Consider the following 18,395-nt stretch of genomic DNA (forward strand, 5'->3'; position numbering starts at 1 on the left):
GAGCTTAATCATCCAGGCTTGGGTCGGTTTCGATATCGGCGTCGCTTTTGCGTGCCTGCCGACGCCAGTGCCTTCTGGCCAACTCCTGCATGTCGCGCGTTTTATCATTCTCGTCGACGATCTCGCGCCCCAACAGTGCCTCCAACACATCCTCCAGGGTGATAATCCCCTGCACATCACCAAACTCGGTGACCACCAGCACCATATGGGTCTTTTTGCGTAAAAACTCCTCCAGCGCCTGAGTCAATTGCATACCCCCTAACAGCGCCGGCAGCTCGCGGCGATACTGTGTAAGCGGGGTATCCGTTTCATTGCGCGCTTGCGCCAAGAGTAAGTCACTAAGCAACACCAAACCGGTTATGTTATCGGCCGTTTCGGCGTAAATAGGAATACGCGAAAAAGGGATACTATTGTGACGGGTCAGCACATCGCCCACGCTGTCCGCTTCGTTCTCACTGAACAGCACCGTGCGCGGTGTCATGACTTCGCGAATGCTGGTTTGACGCAGCGCTAACAGATTTTTAACCACCATGCTTTCACTTTCATCCAGGTGTCCTTCGGCGCTACTAATGTCTGCGGCAATCGCCAGCTCCTGTCGGTTAAGCCCGCTACCGGAGCGCTCGCCCCGGGTGATCAAGCGAGTTAACTTTTCTGACAATACAATAAAGGGATAGAGCAACTTGATAAGATAATGCAAGCCAAAAGCGGTAACGGGAGCGAGCGAGCGCCAGTAGTATGCCCCCAGTGTTTTGGGAATAATTTCCGATAGTACTAAAATCAGCAGCGTTAACACCGCCGAAAAGGCACCCAGATAGGCACTGCCGAACACAATCGTGGCCTGAGCACCAGCCCCGGCAGCACCAATGGTGTGAGCAATTGTGTTAAGCGTCAGAATAGCGGCTAGCGGGCGCTCTACGTCTTCGCTTAATTTGCTCAGTAACTGCCCCGAGCGGCGTCCCTCTTGGGCCATTAAAGCCGTGTACGAAGGCGTAACACTTAACAAGACAGCCTCGGCGACTGAGCATAAGAATGACACGCCCAGCGCCAGGGCGATGTATAACAGCAGCAGCGTCATGCCGGAGCCTCGGTGAGTTATAGAGGAGCTTAGCCTAGCAGCCGCCGTGCGCAGTGAAAAGCGCGAGGGCTATTGAGATCGTGTTTTATGAGCAGGATAATAACCCAGACAACTTCAGGGCCTGGCGGGAAGCTTGCGCAAAGCCCCACACTCGCGATAACACATAGAGGTGATTATGCAAACACGACAACTACTAACGGGCGCGACGGCGCTGTTATTGAGCGCCACTGCACTGGCCGACTCGTTTACTTTGAGTAGCCCTACTATCAGCGATGGCGACACCTTGAGCACAGCTCAGGTCTTTAATGGCTTTGGCTGCAGCGGCGAGAATACCTCTCCGGCACTACAGTGGAGCGGCGCACCCGAGGGCACCAAAAGCTTCGCGCTCACGGTATACGACCCGGATGCACCTACAGGCTCAGGCTGGTGGCACTGGCAGGTGATTAATATTCCCGCCGAAGTTGACTCGCTGGCCGCCAATGCCGGGAGCGCCGATGGCGAGATGCTGCCCGAAGGGGCACGCCAGGGGCCATCGGATTACGGCGTAAAAGCGTTTGGCGGTGCCTGCCCGCCCGAGGGGGACGAACCCCACCGCTACCAGTTTACCCTCTACGCGCTGGGCACCGAGACTTTGCAAGTGCCAGACAACGCCAGCGCCGCCTTGATTGGCTTTATGATTAACGCTAACACGTTAGGCGAGGCAAGCTTTACCGCGAAGTATGGAAGGTAAATTTCGGGGAACGGGGAACGGCCTGCGGGGGTGTTTATCGTTCCCCGTAGACCGTCCCCCGTCAGCCGGCTAATCAAAACTCCGGCAGCTCATCCAGCGTCACTACCTGTTCATGCCCATACACATGTCGCTTGTGGGCGTCGGTATTGTAATACTCGCCCGTCCAAAAGTTGCTGGAGTGATCGTCGGTAGTGTCGAGGGCGCCGTCGTTCCAGACCATAAACCACAGCCACCACGCACCGTCCGCCTGCATTTGATCCGGGTCGGGGATGTTGCTGTTCTCGCTCAGAGCCACCATCTTTGCTTGCTGCGGATAGGCTTTGGTTACCGTGTAATAACCTATTTGCGATTCGGTATTGCGTTCACCGTCGTAAATATCGGTGCTGACAATATCCACCACGTCATCGCCGGGGTACCAAATGGCATTTTGCCCATTCCACACCCAAATTAAATTGTTTAGGCCGTGGTGGCGAGTGAGGCGATCGTACAAATAGCGCCACAATAGCGTTTGCGCATAGGCCGCCGGCACACCATCGGTACGCTCGCGCCCCCACCAAAACCAACCCCCGGCGGCTTCGTGCAGTGGCCGCCACAGGACCGGGACTCCGGCGTTAGCTAACGTTTGTAATTCGCCGGCGATTAAATCTACGTCTCGCGCTATCGCTTCAAAAGCGTCACTCTGGGTATCCAGCTCACCGTTTTTAACCGGTATTTCAAAGCGGGTGTTTTTGCTAGCGTCACTCTGGCCAACGTAAAAGCTATTTGTCTCACCGGAAGGATCCCGCCAATGCCAGGCAAAAGTGACAATACCGCCATTATTCCAGTGCTCGATAGCCTCTTGAGTCTGCGACAAACCCGAAACATTGTCCTGAGCGCCATAATTCATAAAGTCGTAACCCATAATCGCCGGGGCTTTACCGGTAACGTCAATAACCCGCTGGCGCATATCGATGCGGTCGTCCCAGGTTAAATCCATCTGGCCTGAGAGCATTTTGTTACCCCACATACTGTTTAAATAGGTAAACACGGCCTGAGCTTTGGCACTTGCGTCGGCGGTAACCAATCTTGGTGATAGTTCGGTTTGTTGCCGGCTGGTATTGCCGGGGCAAAAGTCACGCGCGATACAATAACTACCCTCTGTGTCACCCCAGTCACTCAGCTCAGAGGCGCAATAGGTGATCTCCTCTTTACCGACTTTACAGTGATTAAAGCTACCCACACCCGGATCCGCAGAAGACTGATACACAATGCAGCTACGGCCATTTTCCCAGCCCCAGCCGCTGGCAGCGTCATCGTAGCGACAATAAGGTGAGCCATCGCTGGCGGCATTCGGTATCACCCCCGGGACAACCGTCGCAGAGCTAACCGATGAAGCACTGCTGGCCGTCTCACTCGCCTGGTCGCTGGAGCTTGTCGCCAGGCTGCTGGATGACGCCTGCCGGGACGCTGCACTGGAGGCGGCCGTCCCTCCACTGCTGCCGCAGGCTGTGATAAAACTACCGGATAAAAAGACGAGTAAAACCGAAAAGCGGATTATCATGGGCATGAGATCTCTTAGCGCAACCCAAGGTGTAGCTCCTACACCGATTTGGCTGCATTCATTATTGTTGGGCGCTCGATAACGGAGCAAAAGCCACACCGATTGTAACCGATTACATTTGTATTTCAAGCCCTACACTGGCTAGCCGGTCAGGCTCTCCCTCCTAACCCACTCCCTTTATGACACCCTTGCCCGGCGGCAAAATTACCCTCTCGATGGTCGCAATTTAACGCGTAAGCCGCTACATTACACATACGCTGCTTGGCTTGTTTTAACGTGAGACGCTGCATGGGAACACCTCTTAAAGTACTGTTTGTCGAAGACTCAGAGCTCGACACTGAGCTAACCACCGCCGAGTTAACTCGCGGAGGGTTTTCCCCGCAGGTACTGCAAGTAGAAACGCGCGATGAAATGCACTCAGCGTTAAACGATCGGCAGTGGGACCTTATAATCTGCGATTACCGCATGCCCCGCTTTAGTGCAGAGGCGGCCCTCGACACTCTTAAAGCCAGCGGCCAAGATTTACCTTTTATTATTACCTCGGGGGCGGTTACCGCCGAAGATGTAGTGAGCCTGCTCAAGCAGGGCGCTCACGATTTTATGGACAAAAGCGCACTGGCGCGTTTAGTCCCCGCCATCGAGCGCGAACTGCGCGACGCCAATGTGCGCAAACAACGCCGCCAAGCAGAGGCGCGGGTGCGCATTTTATCTCAGGCCGTTGAACAGAGCCCGGTGTCGGTGGTCATTACCGACCCCAAGGGTAAAATTGAGTACGTAAACCCGTGCTTCGAAAACACCACGGGCTACAGCGCCAGTGAATCGCTGGGGCGTCCATTCGACTTCACGTTTCTCGATGACGAGCGCGAGCAGCTAATTCAGCAGCTTTGTAATACCGTCAGTCAAGGTGAACAGTGGCGCCAGGAAATATGCAGTGTCAGAGCCAACGGCGAATTAATTTGGGAGAATGTTAAAGTATCCCCGCTCACCGATATCGATAACAACCTAACTCATTACATCGCGGTAAAAGAAGACATCACCGTGCGCCGCAATTACGAGCAACAATTGCTGCGCCAGGCCCGCTACGACGATTTGACCGATTTACCCAACCGAACTCTGATGATTGAAAATATCATCCGGGCACTGCAAGAGGCTGAGCAACACCAGCGGCAAGTTGCTATTTTAGGCATTGATCTCGATCATTTTAAAAATGTCAACGACAGCGTCGGCCATAGTATTGGTGATTTTTTACTCAAAGAAGCCGCCAACCGTCTGAGTCGCTGTATCCGGCCCGGCGACACACTGGCCCGAATGGGCGGTGATGAATATGTGGTTTTACTTCCCGACCTTGAGAATAAAGACACCGCCGCCCACATTGCGCAGCAGATAGTGGCGCAGTTTACCGAGCCGTTTTTTATTATCGGCCGCAACTACTATGTTACTTGCAGCGTCGGAATTGCCTTATACCCCAATGACGCCAGCAACCCTCACCTACTGTTACGCAACGCCGACCTGGCCATGTATCAGTGCAAAGACAACGGCCGCAACCAGTTTCAATTTTTTACTCAGGATATTAACGATCAATTAGTAGAGCGGCTTGAGCTTGAAAATCAATTGCGCAGTGTTGTAAACCGCAACGAGTTAGTGTTGCACTATCAACCTATTTACAACCTGAAAAACAATACTATTATCGGCTTTGAAGCATTGGTTCGCTGGCATCAGCCCAATGGCACGCTACGCATGCCGAACAACTTTATTCCCGCCGCCGAAAGAATCGGCGTTATTGAAGAGATTGATGGCTGGGTATTGCAAAACGCCTGCCGGGAAGTCGGCAAGTTGTTAAGAGAACACCAACCGCCATTAAGGCTCGCCATCAATATTTCGTCTCGGCAATTAGAGCTGCCAGATTTTGCGCAGTTTGTGCGCGAGCAGCTCCATATCAATCGCATACCGGCCGATCAACTAGAGCTAGAGATTACCGAGCGAGTACTAATTAACGATGATAAGGCGACCAACGATAATATCAACGCCCTGGCTGAGCTCGGGGTACGCTTTTCCGTCGACGATTTTGGCACCGGCTACTCCTCGCTCGGGTACCTACAACGCTACCCTTTAAGCACCTTAAAAATAGACCGCAGCTTTGTTTCAGGCATCAACCAAAACGACAACGCCTTACAATTAGTAAAAACCATACTGGTGCTCGCACAGGGACTAGGTATGTCCACTGTCGCTGAGGGCATAGAGGATGAACAGCAGCGCGCCCTGCTGTTGCAGGTCGGCTGCGAACAGGCGCAAGGATTCCTACTCAGCATCCCTGAAGCCATAGATGAAATAAAACAAAAAATTGATCAACAACTATAATCAATCGAGCCTCTACACCAAAGTGCAAAGACCCGATTGGCTAACGCTTACACATCAGCGATTAAACGCCATCCCAGTTTTTTAGTTTGAGCCGGCGATAAACGACCACCGGCCACTACCACCGGATTCCCCACGACACTGAGCATTGGGATATCAGACACATCGTCACCGTAAGCATAACTGACTTCAGCGATCCCCTGACTAGCAAGCAAAGACCGTATCGCATCACGCTTTCCGGCTCCCACCATTGGCGGCGCCGTTAGATAACCTGTTACGACACCCTCCTGCTGCTCAAGTTGTGTGGCCAATATTTGCGTTACCCCCAGCTCGCGGGCAATGGGGCTCAACACAGCTGGAAACGACCCCGAAACGAACACGACTTGATAACCGGCACGTTGGTGCTGGCGGAGCTCATCAAGCACAGGCTGACAATAAAACTCCGAAGCCGATCGACAATGCCGAAACCAGCGCTCGCCCGCCTGAGAGAGGGCCGTCACCGAACGTCCGGCAAAATGCCGATAGTAGAGTTTATTGACTGTTTCCCAACACGCATGCGAGTGAAGGTGCGTGTGTAAATCGGCCCGATAACTGGACTCTGCATTCAGATCTGGATATAAGTCGTACCAAAAATCCTGAAAGCTCAACATGCTGTTGATTCTAATAAGCGTATTGTCTACATCAAAAAAGGCGTAACCACGCTTGGGATTAACGAACGTTTGACTATTACTCATAACAATTCCCTCACGCTATAGTGATGTATGGCCAGCTAAAATCTCAGCTTGTTCTAACTCCGCGGCTATCGCAGCAACAAACTGACGATGGGTTTTTACCGATTGCATCCGCTCCTGTTTAACCAGCCGTGCTTTCTCCATGGCCGAAAACGACATCGTAAACTCGGCCACGGTACGGCCCGACTGCTCAACTGAGGTGACCGCTGCAAACTTCAAAAACTTTGGGTTATCAACCGAACACTCGGTAATGTGAGTTCGAATCGTGGCGTTAACGGGGAACGCATAATGGCTATAAGCCACCGACAACGCGTTAAAAACAAAACTGTAATCGATGACTGACTTAGGCATAAGGTACGCCTCGGTAACCACCAGCATCGCCTGACGCGCCGCTTCAATAATCACCATTCCCTGTACGTGCTGGCCACTCAAATGGTCCTGCATTAATTCACAGTCTTCATCAATCATCAGCGCCAACTCATACTCAGTTGCCGATACCGGGCGTGGCATAGACACCAAGATATTGCACACCTCAGCTTTATGCGACATCGCCGTACTGGCGCGTACAGGTAAGTTATGCCAGAGCGAAAAATCAAATCCAGAAACATTGCTTGATTGGCTAGCGGCTGCCAATAAGCGCTCACGGCTTAGCTCGCCAATCCCTTGCCCCGGAACCAAGACCGTTCGCTCCTGGTTACCTAAGATATGCACCGGCAAGCTCAGCAAGCCGTGCAGTTGCGAAACCGTAATGGCCTCTTTTTGTGCGATATAAGGAGTAAACTTGTCACCAACCACTAATAAAATACGATCGTTCATGGTATTACCTCATTCATATAAAGGGACGAACTTCAAGGAACGGCCTATTCACGCCGGTATGGCGTGGCCGCTTTTTGATCGTAGCTAGAGCTGTGCCGCTTCAGTATTAACACCGGCTAATACCGCGCAGGGCTGCTGAGAAAGTACAAATGAATAGATCGGGGTTGGGGTGATTTAGCGTGGGAACTGACGGACTGGAAAAGTCGCGTTATACTGGGAAGATGACAGTACAAGAGCCCTTCAACCCGCAACATACAGGCACAAGCTAATGAATAATAATGATTTTTTTCAAGTGGTTAAGCACCTGCTGGGCTTTATCCTGAGTGCCTTTTTGGTACTGATAGCACCACACGCACAAGCCGACAGTGAGCCCAGAGCCGCCATTAAAATCGTCACTATTGCGGCACCACCCTGGGCCTCAGCAACACCGTCGACCGGCGAGATGAACGGCGCGTTTATCGATATTGTCAAAGCATTGACTGAGCGCACCGGTTATCAGTTTGATATTACGCTCGCCCCTTTTGCCCGGGCCGCGCGAGAAATCGAGCGAGGCACGCAAGACTGCACCATCCTGGCCCCCCTCGATACAGATAAAGTGGTTGCCGGAGAACTAACGTTTCATCACCCTTTAGGCGCTATTCCAAACAAGAGTGTTTCACTTAAGGAATACGAGGATCTAGCGGGGCAAAGAATTTCGGTATTGCGTGGAGGCTCACTCAACGAGCGCTTTGATAACGATAACGACTTAGAGAAAGTCTTTGATACCGATTATGCCACCGGTTTACGTAAAGTTGCCCGTCACCGGGTAGATGTCGTCGTCGGTGCGATTCCAACTCTGATGTATATTGCGCGCTTAGAGGGTATTACCGACTCTCTCGGCCCCCCTTTAGTCATGCAAACTATTCCGCTGATTTTTCAGTGTTCTAAAGCGTCAGAACGGCTAAATGCTATGCCGGCCATTAATCAGGCACTTATCGACATGCGCACAGAGGGCGCTCTTGTCACCATTCAAAAACAACACGAATTGTAACCATTTATAATGGTTAAACAGCCACATCATAACCCGCCGTTAACTGGTGATCGTATTGGCCGACGCCTGTTGTTTGCCATTGTGTTGTTTAGCTCGTTCGTCACACTGGTAGCGACAGCCTTTCAGTTGTTTGTCGATTTTCAGCGTGACGTAGGACAAATTAAAACTCGCTTGGATGACGTACAAAGCAGTTATTTGGCCAGCATCAGTGCCAGCATGTGGAATCTCGATCCGCATCAGCTAAAAATACAAATGGAGGGAATTCGGCAACTGCCCGGGGTGGTGGCGGTTGCCATTTACGAAGACCCGACAGGCGTGTCTCAGCCCTTAACTATTGTACTGGGCGAGTTCACTCGGCACAGGGTTATTAATCGTGACTATAAGATTATTCATCACGGACAGAGTGGCGAGAGAGTGATTGGCACGCTGCGGGTACAGGCATCACTCAAAGAGGTCTATTCTCGTCTTTGGGAAAAGTTAATTGTAATACTCTTCACACAGGGCATTAAAACTTTTTTAGTGTCACTGTTTATTTTGTTTATCGTCCATCGGCTTATTACTAAACATCTGGTGCGAATAGCGCAACATGTGAATCAATTTACTGTAGATAATTCAACCTCACCGCTCACGCTAAAACGTACCGATAAGCATCGTAACGATGAGCTCGATCAAGTGGCTAGCGCATTCAACCGATTGAGCGAAAACTTAACCCAAGCCTATGATCGTATGCGTCAAGCCAATGATGCTTTGGCCCGCGATGTACTGGCCCGCCGAAAAGCGGAAGAAGAAGTAAGGTACCTCAATACCATTTTGGAAGATCGCGTTAAACAACGCACCTCAGAGCTGCAAGCCGCCAACGAAGAGCTAGCCAGTTTTTGCTATTCCGTATCACACGATTTACGCGCGCCCCTGAGACGAATAGAAGGGTTTCGTCGCATGCTGGTAAACGATTGCTGTGATTTATTACCCGAGCAAAGTCAGCATTACCTAGGCCGTATAGAGGCCGGCACGCGAGAAATGGCCGAAATGATCGATAGTTTTTTACGATTATCCCGCGCCACTCTCGGTGAGCTGCAACGCGAACCGATCGATGTAAGCTCGCAAACCCGCCAGCTATTTACCGAGTTACGAGAGCGCGAAACCGAGCGAGATATCAGCCTGATTATTCAACCTAACCTGCAAACGCTGGCCGACCGACGTTTTTTTACCATGTTAATGGCAAACTTATTAGAGAACGCCATTAAATACACACGCTTTAAAGCACATGCGCAAATAGAAGTTGGCCAATGTCTTTATCGAGGGCGAGAGGTATTTTATATTCGCGATAATGGCGCAGGCTTCGATATGGACTATGCTGAACGGTTATTCGCGCCCTTCTCCCGCCTGCACAAAGCCGATGAATTTGAAGGCACGGGTGTTGGGTTGGCCACGGTACAGCGGATTATTAGCCGTCACGGTGGGCAGATCTGGGCAGAAGCCGCTCCCGATAAAGGCGCTACGTTTTATTTTTGTTTCACGGAGGAAGACAAACACTATGAGCACAATACTACTGGTTGAAGATAATGCTGACGACGCCGAGCTGGCGCTTATAGGACTCAAACATGTTAGCGACCGGTACCATATCGAGCTGGCAACCGATGGCAAACAGGCGCTTGAATTTCTTTACGCCGAGGGCCGCTATAGCCACAGGTCAGGCGAAGACGCGCCCGTTTTGGTTCTGCTGGATATAAACCTCCCCAACGGCAACGGCTTGAGCATTTTACAGCGGATGCGCGCCTCCAAGGAGTACCACAACACGCCCGTGTTGATTTTGACCAGCTCTGACGACTTAATCGATATTGCCCAAACCCGTCAGTTTGGCGCCAACAGTTACCTGCAAAAATCCGTCGACTTTGGGCATTTCACCTCTCGCCTTCATCAAGAGCTTGATCACTGGTTAACGCGCGCTCATTAACCAATGGCAGCATTAAGTGTCATGCAGCGCAGCGAACGCTGTTGTTTCATGCAAAATTCAACCATCAATTAACAGACTCTGGCTTTGGCGACAGCGAAGAGCAACACCTCAGTAATGCCCGCCTTTACCTACCCTATACCCTTGGCCCCTGGCAAGCTCACGGTTTATACTTACTGGCTTTCTCCTATACAGCAAGGATCATCATGCCTAACAAAGCAATCATCCACACAGACCAGGCACCCGAGGCAATTGGGACTTACTCACAGGCCGTCAAGGTCAATGGAACCGTCTATTTGTCCGGCCAGATTCCATTGATCCCGGAGACCATGGAGATGGTACAGGGTGATTTTGCCGCCGAGGCCAATCAGGTTTTTAAAAACCTCGCCGCCGTCTGCGAGGCCGCCGGTGGCAGTTTACAAGACATTGTTAAACTCAACATTTACCTCACCGATTTGAGCAACTTCCCTATCGTCAACGAGGTAATGGCAAGCTACTTCGACGAGCCCTACCCGGCTCGCGCCGCCATCGGCATCAGCCAGTTGCCTAAAGGCGCTCAAGTTGAAGCCGACGGCATTATGGTAACGGCGGGCTAAACAGGCAAAGGGCTTCGTTTAACCACCCACGGTATCCGGCGCGCCTAACAGCTCGGCAAACCCTTCGCGATAATCCCGATAACGCAATTGGTAACCGCTGGCACACAGCCGCCGGTTATCGATGCGCTTATTCATACCATCGGCCGGCACGGCACCGGGCAAGCTCACCCCCACACGCTGTGCAATGTAAGTCACCACCTCTGAATAAGGGGTCGGCTCGCTATCGCTCACCAGGTATAGCGGTTGCGGCACGGCTGTACTCAGCAGCAAATGCGCCATAAACCCGGCGGCATCGTCGGCGTGAATGCGATTGGTCCACGAAGGCTTCGGAGCCGCTCGCCCTTCACGCACATTATCAATAAGCCGACTGCGCCCCGGCCCGTAAATGCCCGATAAACGCAACACGCTCAGGGGTAATTCGGCGTGGCGCAGGACATTCTCGGCCGCCAGCACTTGCTCGCCGTTATAGCGCACAGGATGAGGCGCTGTAGCTTCATCAACCCACTCGCCTGCGTTTTCGCCGTAAACGGCCGTGCTGGATACAAACAACACACGACGAGGGCACTGTTTTGCCGCAGCCAGAGCCCGCACCAGCGTTTTACACGGCTGTACGTAGCCTTGGCGGTAGCCGGCCTCGCTGCGAGCGGCGGGCGTTAAGGTGAGCACAATATGGTCAAACCCCTCCGCCACCAGCTCGGTCATAGCTTGCTCATCGGCTGCATCCAGTGCGCGGTACTGCAGAGCGCCGGCCGACGCGGGCGGGTGTCGGCGCACCCCGGTAGTGGCAATGTGGCTGTCGCTCAGAGCGTCCGCCAAACGCCGCCCTAAATCACCACAACCGATTATTAATAGTTTTTCGCTATCCATTTTGCTAGTGTACCCATCACGATGACTTTTGCAGCCCACAGGACCTGAACCATGACTCTGACAGAATTGCGCTATATCGTCACCCTGGCTCAGGAGCAACACTTCGGCCGTGCCGCCGAACGCTGCTTTGTCAGCCAGCCCACCTTGAGTATTGCCGTTAAAAAGCTTGAGGAGGAACTCGGTGTATCGCTGTTTGAGCGCTCCAAATCGCGGGTTTCCGCCACACCTCTAGGCGAGAAGATCGTCGCCCAGGCCAATCTAGTACTCGAGCAGTCAGCCGCCATTAAGGACATTGCTAACGAGGGCAAAGACCAGCTATCCAGCCCCCTCAGCATTGGCGCGATTTTTACCATTGGGCCTTACTTACTGCCAAGCTTTATCCCCGAGCTGCAAAAAGAAGTAAGCAAAATGCCCCTGTACGTCGAGGAGAGCTACACCGGCACTCTGCGCACTAAGCTGCGCAAAGGTGAGCTAGACGTAATTATCGTCGCGCTGCCCTTTACCGAGGCCGACGTGGTTACCCAGCCATTGTACGACGAGCCTTTTGTGGTGCTGATGCGCAAAGATCACCCGCTGGCGCAACACGACAGCATCGACCCCACAGCACTGGACTCCGAAGAGGTGTTACTGCTGGGCGAAGGCCACTGCTTTCGCGATCAGGTGCTGGAAACGTGCCCACATCTTAAGGCCTCGGTAGAGGGGCACAGCGGTGGAGTGCACACCGCCGCCGAGGGCAGCTCGCTCGAGACGCTGCGCCACATGGTCGCCTCGGGTCTGGGCATCACCATCTTACCTGTATCCGCCGCCGGCATTAGCCGCTACAGCGAAGAGGTACTGGTTACCCGCCCCTTTAACGACCCGGCCCCGAGCCGCACCGTCGCGTTAGCGTGGCGCGCCAGCTTTCCGCGCTTTAAAGCGGTGGATGCGTTGCGCACCGCCATTCGCCACTGTCAGCGCGACAACCCGCTCATCACCCTGCGTAACTGAGCATGAACGGCTCTGCGGATACTCTGGCGAATCTGCCGGTAACCAGCCTCTCGGGGGTTGGACCGGCGCTGGCCGAAAAACTCGCCAAACTCGGCATTCGCACCGTCCAGCAACTGCTGTTTCATCTGCCGTCGCGCTATCTCGACCGCACACGGGTACAACCCATTGGCGCGTTGCAACCGGGTGTTAGCGCTGTTATTGAGGCCGAAGTGCGCGCCGCTGACGTGGTGTACGGACGGCGTCGCTCGCTGGTGTGCCGGGTACAAGACAACACCGGCACCCTCACCTTGCGTTTTTTTCACTTTACCGGCGCGCAAAAGCAGCGTTTAACCAGCGGCGCGCGGTTGCGCTGCTTTGCCGAGGCCCGCCGCGGTGCCAGCGGTCTGGAGATGGTGCACCCAGAATATGAGCTATTAGCCGAAGGCGATCACAAACCCCTCGCCCAGAGCTTAACGCCCCATTACCCCACCACTGACGGCCTAACTCAGCCGCGCCTGCGCAGCCTGACGCAACAGGCTCTGACCATGCTGGAGCGCTATCAGCTAGAAGAGCTCCTGCCCGAGCGCGTGCGTAAAACTCTCGACCAAATACCGCTGGCCGAGGCCCTGAGCTTGCTGCATAACCCACCCAAAGACGTCGACCTACATCGGCTGGCCGAGGGCATCCACCCCTTTCAGCAGCGTTTGGCGTTTGAAGAGCTACTCGCCCATCAACTGAGTATGTTGCAGTTTCGCCAGGGCATTCGCAGCCAAAAGGCGCTGCCACTACACCCGACCCCAGAGCTGCAACAAGCGTTTCTCGCCCAACTCCCCTTCGATTTAACAGGTGCTCAGGAAAGAGTAAGTACTGACATACAAAACGACTTAGCGCGTGCCGAGCCGATGCTGCGGCTGGTTCAGGGGGATGTCGGCTCGGGCAAGACCGTGGTTGCCGCACTGGCCGCATTAGCGGCCGTGGCTGCCGGCAAACAGGCGGCAATAATGGCTCCCACCGAGATTTTGGCCGAGCAGCACCGGGTTAACTTTAGCGCCTGGCTCGCGCCTTTGGGTATTCACGTTGGCTGGCTGAGCGGCAAACTTGGGCAAAAGGCCCGTCGCGAACAGCTGGCCAACATCGCCAGCGGCGAAGCGCAGGTGGTGGTGGGCACCCACGCGCTATTTCAGGAAGAGGTGGTTTTTGCTCAGCTGGCGCTGGCGATTATCGATGAGCAACACCGCTTTGGCGTCCACCAGCGCCTGGCATTGGGCGAGAAGGGCGCCCATGGCGAATGCACCCCGCACCAGCTGATCATGACCGCCACCCCCATCCCGCGCACTCTGGCCATGAGCGCTTATGCCGACTTAGACTGCTCGGTCATCGACGAGCTACCCCCGGGCCGCACCCCGGTTACCACGGCGGTTATCTCAGATCAGCGGCGCGAGCAAATTATCGAGCGGGTGCGCGCCGCCTGCGGCGAGGGCCGCCAAGCGTATTGGGTGTGCACGCTTATTGAAGAATCTGAGTCACTGGAGGCTCAAGCGGCCGAGGCAACGGCCGATAACCTAAAAGAGCAACTGCGCGAACTGCGCATAGGGTTGGTGCACGGACGCTTAAAAGCCGCCGAAAAAGAGGCCGTTATGGGCGCCTTTAAAGCCGGTGAGTTGGATTTATTGGTGGCCACAACCGTGATTGAAGTAGGCGTAGATGTGCCCAACGCCAGCCTGATGATAATCGAGAACCCTGAGCGGCTGGGACTATCGCAGCTGCACCAGCTACGCGGCCGGGTAGGGCGCGGGCAAGATGCCAGCCACTGTGTGCTGCTGTACGGCACACCGCTGTCGCGCAATAGCAAAGCGCGCCTTAAAGTCATGCGCGAGAGCTCCGATGGCTTTTATATCGCCGAGCAAGATCTAGAGCTGCGCGGTCCAGGCGAGGTTTTAGGCACCCGCCAAACCGGGCAGATGGAATTTCGGGTGGCTGATTTACAACGCGACAGCCACTTATTAGATGCCGTGCGAAAAACCGGCGAGCTTATTATTAATCGCGATCCGGCACGTGCCAGTGCCATTATCGAGCGCTGGCTGGGCGGCCGCGAGCGCTATCTTGGCGCCTAAGATTACCGCCAAAAAAGGTGACCTAAGTCACAGTTTTAACGCAGTCGTAGCCGTTGGCGCCATTAGGCTTTATATTGTCAGTTAGGGCGTCAAAACAAAACGATGATACGCCCAATGAGCACCACGACCAGGAGATTATTCAGTGCCAGTACCTACCAGTGTCGAAACACTGCTCAGTAGCCAAAATATTAACTATGACCTTGCTGCGACCACACCAGAGGGTAACGACACGGTCATTTGGTATCAGCAACACTTACGCCAGCAGGGCGCGGCACGCTCGATTTTGCTACAGGATGAAATCGGGCGGGTTCAAGTGGTATTGGGGGCAGATCGCCTACTCGATTTAACCGCCGTAAACCGACACCTAAGCCGTGAATTGCGCGCCGCGGAGCCCGATGCTTTAAAACAGTTTTGTGAAGCCAACCAATTCCAGTCGGTGCCGGCACTGCCGCAAGTCGCCGGCTTACTCACACTGGTAGACCAACAACTGTTAAAGCGCGACAGCTTACTGCTGGACTCGGGCGACGACGGCCAACTGATTCGGGTACACAGCAACGAGTTTCAGCAAATATTAAAAGACGCTATCGTCTGTGAGCTATCTGTAGCACTAGCACCTCTTGAGACGGACGACAGCGGCGCGGATGATGGCGCACAAATTGAGGTCGCTATCCGCAACTTCACCCAGCTGCGGGTGCGCCAACGGCTGGAAGAAACCCTCGAGCTGCCCCCGCTATCGGACACCGCACAGCGCATTATTAAATTGCGGGTCGACCCCAACGCCGACATCTCTGATTTAGCGCAAATCGTCGAGACCGACCCGAGCTTGGCCGCGCAGGTCGTCAGCTGGGCGGCCTCGCCTTACTATTCAGCGCCGGGTAAAATTAAGTCGATTCACGACGCCATTGTGCGGGTGCTGGGCTTTGACATGGTGCTTAACCTGGCCTTGGGGCTAGCGCTGGGCAAAACATTACACCTGCCCAAAGACAGCCCCAATGGCGAGCTACCCTACTGGCAGCAAGCCGTGTATATGGCCGCCACCATCGAGGGACTAGTCACCGCCATTCCCCGCGATGCCCGCCCAAGCTTTGGCATGGCTTACCTGACCGGTCTGCTGCACAACTTTGGCGCCTTGATTATGGCCGAGGTATTCCCCCCGTATTACCGGCAGTTTTGCCTCATAAGTGAGGCCAACCCACACGTTACACCGCAAGCTATCGAGCGCCACCTGCTAGACATTAGCCGCGATCAAATTGCCAGCCAGTTAATGGACTTGTGGGGCATGCCAGAGGAAGTGGTGGTTGGCCTGCGCCAGCAAAACAACCCAAATTATCAAGGCGAGTACGCAGTTTACGCCAAGCTGGTATACCTCGCCCGCATGCTACTGCGCCAACATAACATTGGTACCGGCCCATGCGAGGCCATACCCGAGGCGCTATTTGCTGAGCTGCAACTCACCCGGGACAAGGCGGAGGCCACCGTGGCCAATGTGATTGAGTCGTCCGACGATTTAGAGCATATCGCCAGCGCCCTTAACCCCAGCGGCAATTAACCAAACCTGTAACCATACTAGTTGAGCGGCTTTACCAAATCGAAGCCGCCGGTGCGCCCAGGTCACACCGGCGGTGCCCTAAGCGGCTTGATCGCGGTAGCGCTCTTCGTCTAGCAACTGTTCACTTTTTGCCACCACCGTGGTCACCGCCGCATCGCCGGTGATATTCACGGCGGTGCGAATCATATCCAGCAACCGATCCACCCCGATAATCAGCGCAATGCCTTCCTCTACCGGCAGGCCCGCCTGTTGCAACACCATCGCCAGGGTCACCATCCCCACGCCCGGTACGCCGGCGGTACCAATAGACGCTAAAGTGGCGGTTAACACCACCATCAAATAGCCCATAATGCCCACATCGATACCGTAGGCCTGAGCGATAAAGACCGTCGCCACGCCCTGCATAATCGAGGTGCCATCCATATTAATGGTCGCCCCCAACGGCAAGGTAAAAGAGGCCGCTTTGTTATCCACGCCGAGCTTGCCCTCCACCGTGCTCATGGTAACCGGCAAGGTGGCGTTACTGGAGGCCGTGGAAAAACCAAACACCATCACCGGGTACATTTTACGCAAGAAAATCAACGGGTTAAGGCCGGACAACAGCTTAAGTAGGCTCGGGTATACGACAACCGCCTGCAGCAGTAACACCCCGGCGACGGTAAAAAAGTAAAACAGTAGATCCTGAAACACCCCAAACCCCATAGAGGCAAACAGCTTCGCCAACAGGCAAAACACGCCGTAGGGTGCCAGCTGCACCAGCATCATAATCATGCGCAGCACCACATGATTTAAATTCTCAAAAAAGCTCGCGACCGGTGCGCCCTGCTCGCCACTTTTGGCGATCGCCACCCCCAGCAAAACCGAGAACACAATTACCTGCAGCATATTCCCTTCGGCCATCGCGGCCACCGGGTTGCTGGGAAATATGTTGATGATGGTCTGCTTGAGCGACAAATCGGTATCCATACTGGCCGAACCACTCGCCTCCAGGTTAAGCCCTAGGCCCGGCCCCAATAGGCTGGCGATACTGATCGCCAAAGTGATCGCAATGGCAGTAGTAAGTAAATAGAGGCCAATGGTTTTTATCGCCAGCCCGCCCATGCGCGATTGATTGCCCAAATTGGCCGTGCCGCACACCAGTGAGACAAACACCAACGGCACCACCAACAGTTTGAGCGAGGCGACAAACACCGCGCCCACTGTATCGAACAAACCATCGACCAAGTACACCTGTACCCAACTGTCGGCTTCGCGCCCGGTAAACAGGTTTAACAGCAGGCCAATAACAATGCCGAGCACCATGGCGACTAGTATTTTTTTTGTCAGACTCATAAACAATCTCTTACCGCACGGGCTGCATGCCCCCAATCTTGAATGTGCGAGGGTAACTCAGCGACGGGCAATTGTCCTGTGCTGATGCTCACCACTGCTGTTAAAATGCCGCACCTAACCCCAGCATATCGAGGTATCGTTTGACCCAATCGCGTGCGCTACAACCTCGCCCGGCGCTATCGTCTGGCGCCCCTGGTCGCTTTGCCCGGCGCGGGCTAGGGCTCTGGCAGCCAGCCGCACACGCGCTCAACCTGCCGCCGGCGATAAAACCATGGCTGTTTGACGACGGCTCGCTCACCGCCAAGTTGCGCAAACGCAGCGCGGGGCAACTGCAGGTGCAGGTGCTGCGCCAATACTGGGGGCAACCGACCCTGTCAGAGCGCCGCACCCTGCAACTCGGCCGGGGTAGGGCGCTGATACGCGAGGTGCTGCTACTGGGGCCTAACGCGACTGCTTGGGTGTATGCCCGCAGCGTGTTTCCCGCCGCGAGCCTGACTGGGCGCCTGCGACATTTGCGCAAGCTCGCCAACCGCCCGCTGGGAGGCTTTTTGTTTAGCCACCGGCAGCTGGGCCGATCTCCCATGCAAATCGCCCAGCTGCCGCCCCATGAGCGGCTCATCCCCCCCAGCGTTCAAGGAGATGATATGCTCTGGGGCCGACGTTCAAAATTTTTTCTGTTCGGTAAATCCCTGCTCGTCAGTGAGGTTTTTTTACCGGCGCTGCTCGACTCCCGGACCTAACAC

Annotated in this window: 16 protein-coding genes; 10 read left to right on the forward strand and 6 right to left on the reverse strand. The window is 54.4% G+C overall.

Going from position 1 to position 18,395, the window contains the following annotated elements; all coding sequences use genetic code 11:
• Positions 1-4 precede the first annotated feature (4 nt).
• Positions 5-1,075 (reverse strand): CNNM domain-containing protein, encoded by a 1,071-nt coding sequence (locus SD69_RS01425; RefSeq protein WP_041521790.1) that lies wholly within the window; start codon positions 1,073-1,075, stop codon positions 5-7.
• Positions 1,076-1,250: 175 nt separating this feature from the next.
• On the opposite strand from SD69_RS01425, the gene SD69_RS01430 reads away from it, so the two are divergent.
• Positions 1,251-1,805 carry a YbhB/YbcL family Raf kinase inhibitor-like protein gene (locus SD69_RS01430; RefSeq protein ID WP_041521791.1) on the forward strand — a complete coding sequence of 185 codons (555 nt, stop codon included), beginning with the start codon at positions 1,251-1,253 and terminating at the stop codon, positions 1,803-1,805.
• A 73-nt stretch (positions 1,806-1,878) separates the two neighbouring features.
• Here the strand turns inward: SD69_RS01430 and SD69_RS01435 are convergent, their stop codons facing one another.
• Complete coding sequence (locus SD69_RS01435; protein ID WP_232301128.1) at positions 1,879-3,351, reverse strand: glycosyl hydrolase; 1,473 nt, start codon at positions 3,349-3,351, stop codon at positions 1,879-1,881.
• Between the two features lie 282 nt (positions 3,352-3,633).
• On the opposite strand from SD69_RS01435, the gene SD69_RS01440 reads away from it, so the two are divergent.
• Complete coding sequence (locus tag SD69_RS01440) at positions 3,634-5,703, forward strand: putative bifunctional diguanylate cyclase/phosphodiesterase (RefSeq protein WP_041521792.1); 2,070 nt, start codon at positions 3,634-3,636, stop codon at positions 5,701-5,703.
• Positions 5,704-5,750: 47 nt separating this feature from the next.
• On the opposite strand, the gene SD69_RS01445 is transcribed toward SD69_RS01440, so the two are convergent.
• Together SD69_RS01445 and SD69_RS01450 are read right to left on the reverse strand one after the other, a co-directional pair.
• Positions 5,751-6,434, reverse strand: coding sequence for an HAD family hydrolase (locus SD69_RS01445; RefSeq protein ID WP_052480794.1), 684 nt, complete (start codon positions 6,432-6,434; stop codon positions 5,751-5,753).
• Positions 6,435-6,449: 15 nt separating this feature from the next.
• A complete protein-coding gene (locus SD69_RS01450; protein ID WP_041521793.1) occupies positions 6,450-7,247 on the reverse strand; it encodes an AfsA-related hotdog domain-containing protein in 798 nt (265 codons plus the stop codon).
• A 268-nt stretch (positions 7,248-7,515) separates the two neighbouring features.
• On the opposite strand from SD69_RS01450, the gene SD69_RS01455 reads away from it, so the two are divergent.
• The 4 genes from SD69_RS01455 to SD69_RS01470 all read left to right on the forward strand — a co-directional run bounded on the left by SD69_RS01455 (position 7,516) and on the right by SD69_RS01470 (position 10,824).
• Positions 7,516-8,277, forward strand: coding sequence for a substrate-binding periplasmic protein (locus SD69_RS01455; protein ID WP_041521794.1), 762 nt, complete (start codon positions 7,516-7,518; stop codon positions 8,275-8,277).
• 9 nt (positions 8,278-8,286) lie between these two features.
• Entirely contained in the window at positions 8,287-9,834 is a 1,548-nt protein-coding gene (locus SD69_RS17925; protein WP_052480795.1) for a sensor histidine kinase, read from the forward strand.
• Positions 9,812-10,231, forward strand: a complete 420-nt coding sequence (locus SD69_RS01465; RefSeq protein WP_041521795.1) for a response regulator — start codon at positions 9,812-9,814, stop codon at positions 10,229-10,231. Before SD69_RS17925 ends, SD69_RS01465 begins: the two co-directional genes overlap by 23 nt.
• A gap of 203 nt (positions 10,232-10,434) precedes the next feature.
• Entirely contained in the window at positions 10,435-10,824 is a 390-nt protein-coding gene (locus tag SD69_RS01470) for a RidA family protein (RefSeq protein ID WP_041521796.1), read from the forward strand.
• Positions 10,825-10,842: 18 nt separating this feature from the next.
• On the opposite strand, the gene SD69_RS01475 is transcribed toward SD69_RS01470, so the two are convergent.
• On the reverse strand, positions 10,843-11,691 hold the full coding sequence (locus SD69_RS01475; protein WP_041521797.1) for an SDR family oxidoreductase: 849 nt from the start codon (positions 11,689-11,691) through the stop codon (positions 10,843-10,845).
• A 51-nt stretch (positions 11,692-11,742) separates the two neighbouring features.
• Between SD69_RS01475 and SD69_RS01480 the strand changes: the two genes are divergently transcribed.
• The 3 genes from SD69_RS01480 (at position 11,743) to SD69_RS01490 (ending at position 16,320) form a co-directional block, all read left to right on the forward strand.
• Entirely contained in the window at positions 11,743-12,678 is a 936-nt protein-coding gene (locus SD69_RS01480; RefSeq protein WP_041521798.1) for a hydrogen peroxide-inducible genes activator, read from the forward strand.
• A 2-nt stretch (positions 12,679-12,680) separates the two neighbouring features.
• On the forward strand, positions 12,681-14,771 hold the full coding sequence (gene recG, locus SD69_RS01485) for an ATP-dependent DNA helicase RecG (protein WP_041521799.1): 2,091 nt from the start codon (positions 12,681-12,683) through the stop codon (positions 14,769-14,771).
• A 142-nt stretch (positions 14,772-14,913) separates the two neighbouring features.
• Positions 14,914-16,320 carry an aminoacyl-tRNA deacylase and HDOD domain-containing protein gene (locus SD69_RS01490; protein ID WP_041521800.1) on the forward strand — a complete coding sequence of 469 codons (1,407 nt, stop codon included), beginning with the start codon at positions 14,914-14,916 and terminating at the stop codon, positions 16,318-16,320.
• Positions 16,321-16,398: 78 nt separating this feature from the next.
• Here SD69_RS01490 and SD69_RS01495 read toward each other — a convergent pair whose 3' ends face one another.
• Entirely contained in the window at positions 16,399-17,652 is a 1,254-nt protein-coding gene (locus SD69_RS01495; protein WP_041521801.1) for a dicarboxylate/amino acid:cation symporter, read from the reverse strand.
• A 140-nt stretch (positions 17,653-17,792) separates the two neighbouring features.
• Here SD69_RS01495 and SD69_RS01500 point away from each other — a divergent pair, with 140 nt between their 5' ends.
• Positions 17,793-18,392 carry a chorismate--pyruvate lyase family protein gene (locus SD69_RS01500; RefSeq protein ID WP_041521802.1) on the forward strand — a complete coding sequence of 200 codons (600 nt, stop codon included), beginning with the start codon at positions 17,793-17,795 and terminating at the stop codon, positions 18,390-18,392.
• Positions 18,393-18,395 lie beyond the last annotated feature (3 nt).

The sequence above is a fragment of the Gilvimarinus agarilyticus genome (assembly GCF_000832015.1).
Lineage (GTDB): Bacteria > Pseudomonadota > Gammaproteobacteria > Pseudomonadales > Cellvibrionaceae > Gilvimarinus > Gilvimarinus agarilyticus.

What these genes read in the sequence shown, in the direction of transcription:
- SD69_RS01425 (WP_041521790.1), bottom strand. Translation starts at nt 1,075, where the DNA reads ATGACGCTGCTGCTGTTATACATCGCCCTGGCGCTGGGCGTGTCATTC.
- SD69_RS01430 (WP_041521791.1), top strand. Translation starts at nt 1,251, where the DNA reads ATGCAAACACGACAACTACTAACGGGCGCGACGGCGCTGTTATTGAGC.
- SD69_RS01435 (WP_232301128.1), bottom strand. Translation starts at nt 3,351, where the DNA reads ATGCCCATGATAATCCGCTTTTCGGTTTTACTCGTCTTTTTATCCGGT.
- SD69_RS01440 (WP_041521792.1), top strand. Translation starts at nt 3,634, where the DNA reads ATGGGAACACCTCTTAAAGTACTGTTTGTCGAAGACTCAGAGCTCGAC.
- SD69_RS01445 (WP_052480794.1), bottom strand. Translation starts at nt 6,434, where the DNA reads ATGAGTAATAGTCAAACGTTCGTTAATCCCAAGCGTGGTTACGCCTTT.
- SD69_RS01450 (WP_041521793.1), bottom strand. Translation starts at nt 7,247, where the DNA reads ATGAACGATCGTATTTTATTAGTGGTTGGTGACAAGTTTACTCCTTAT.
- SD69_RS01455 (WP_041521794.1), top strand. Translation starts at nt 7,516, where the DNA reads ATGAATAATAATGATTTTTTTCAAGTGGTTAAGCACCTGCTGGGCTTT.
- SD69_RS17925 (WP_052480795.1), top strand. Translation starts at nt 8,287, where the DNA reads ATGGTTAAACAGCCACATCATAACCCGCCGTTAACTGGTGATCGTATT.
- SD69_RS01465 (WP_041521795.1), top strand. Translation starts at nt 9,812, where the DNA reads ATGAGCACAATACTACTGGTTGAAGATAATGCTGACGACGCCGAGCTG.
- SD69_RS01470 (WP_041521796.1), top strand. Translation starts at nt 10,435, where the DNA reads ATGCCTAACAAAGCAATCATCCACACAGACCAGGCACCCGAGGCAATT.
- SD69_RS01475 (WP_041521797.1), bottom strand. Translation starts at nt 11,691, where the DNA reads ATGGATAGCGAAAAACTATTAATAATCGGTTGTGGTGATTTAGGGCGG.
- SD69_RS01480 (WP_041521798.1), top strand. Translation starts at nt 11,743, where the DNA reads ATGACTCTGACAGAATTGCGCTATATCGTCACCCTGGCTCAGGAGCAA.
- recG (WP_041521799.1), top strand. Translation starts at nt 12,681, where the DNA reads ATGAACGGCTCTGCGGATACTCTGGCGAATCTGCCGGTAACCAGCCTC.
- SD69_RS01495 (WP_041521801.1), bottom strand. Translation starts at nt 17,652, where the DNA reads ATGAGTCTGACAAAAAAAATACTAGTCGCCATGGTGCTCGGCATTGTT.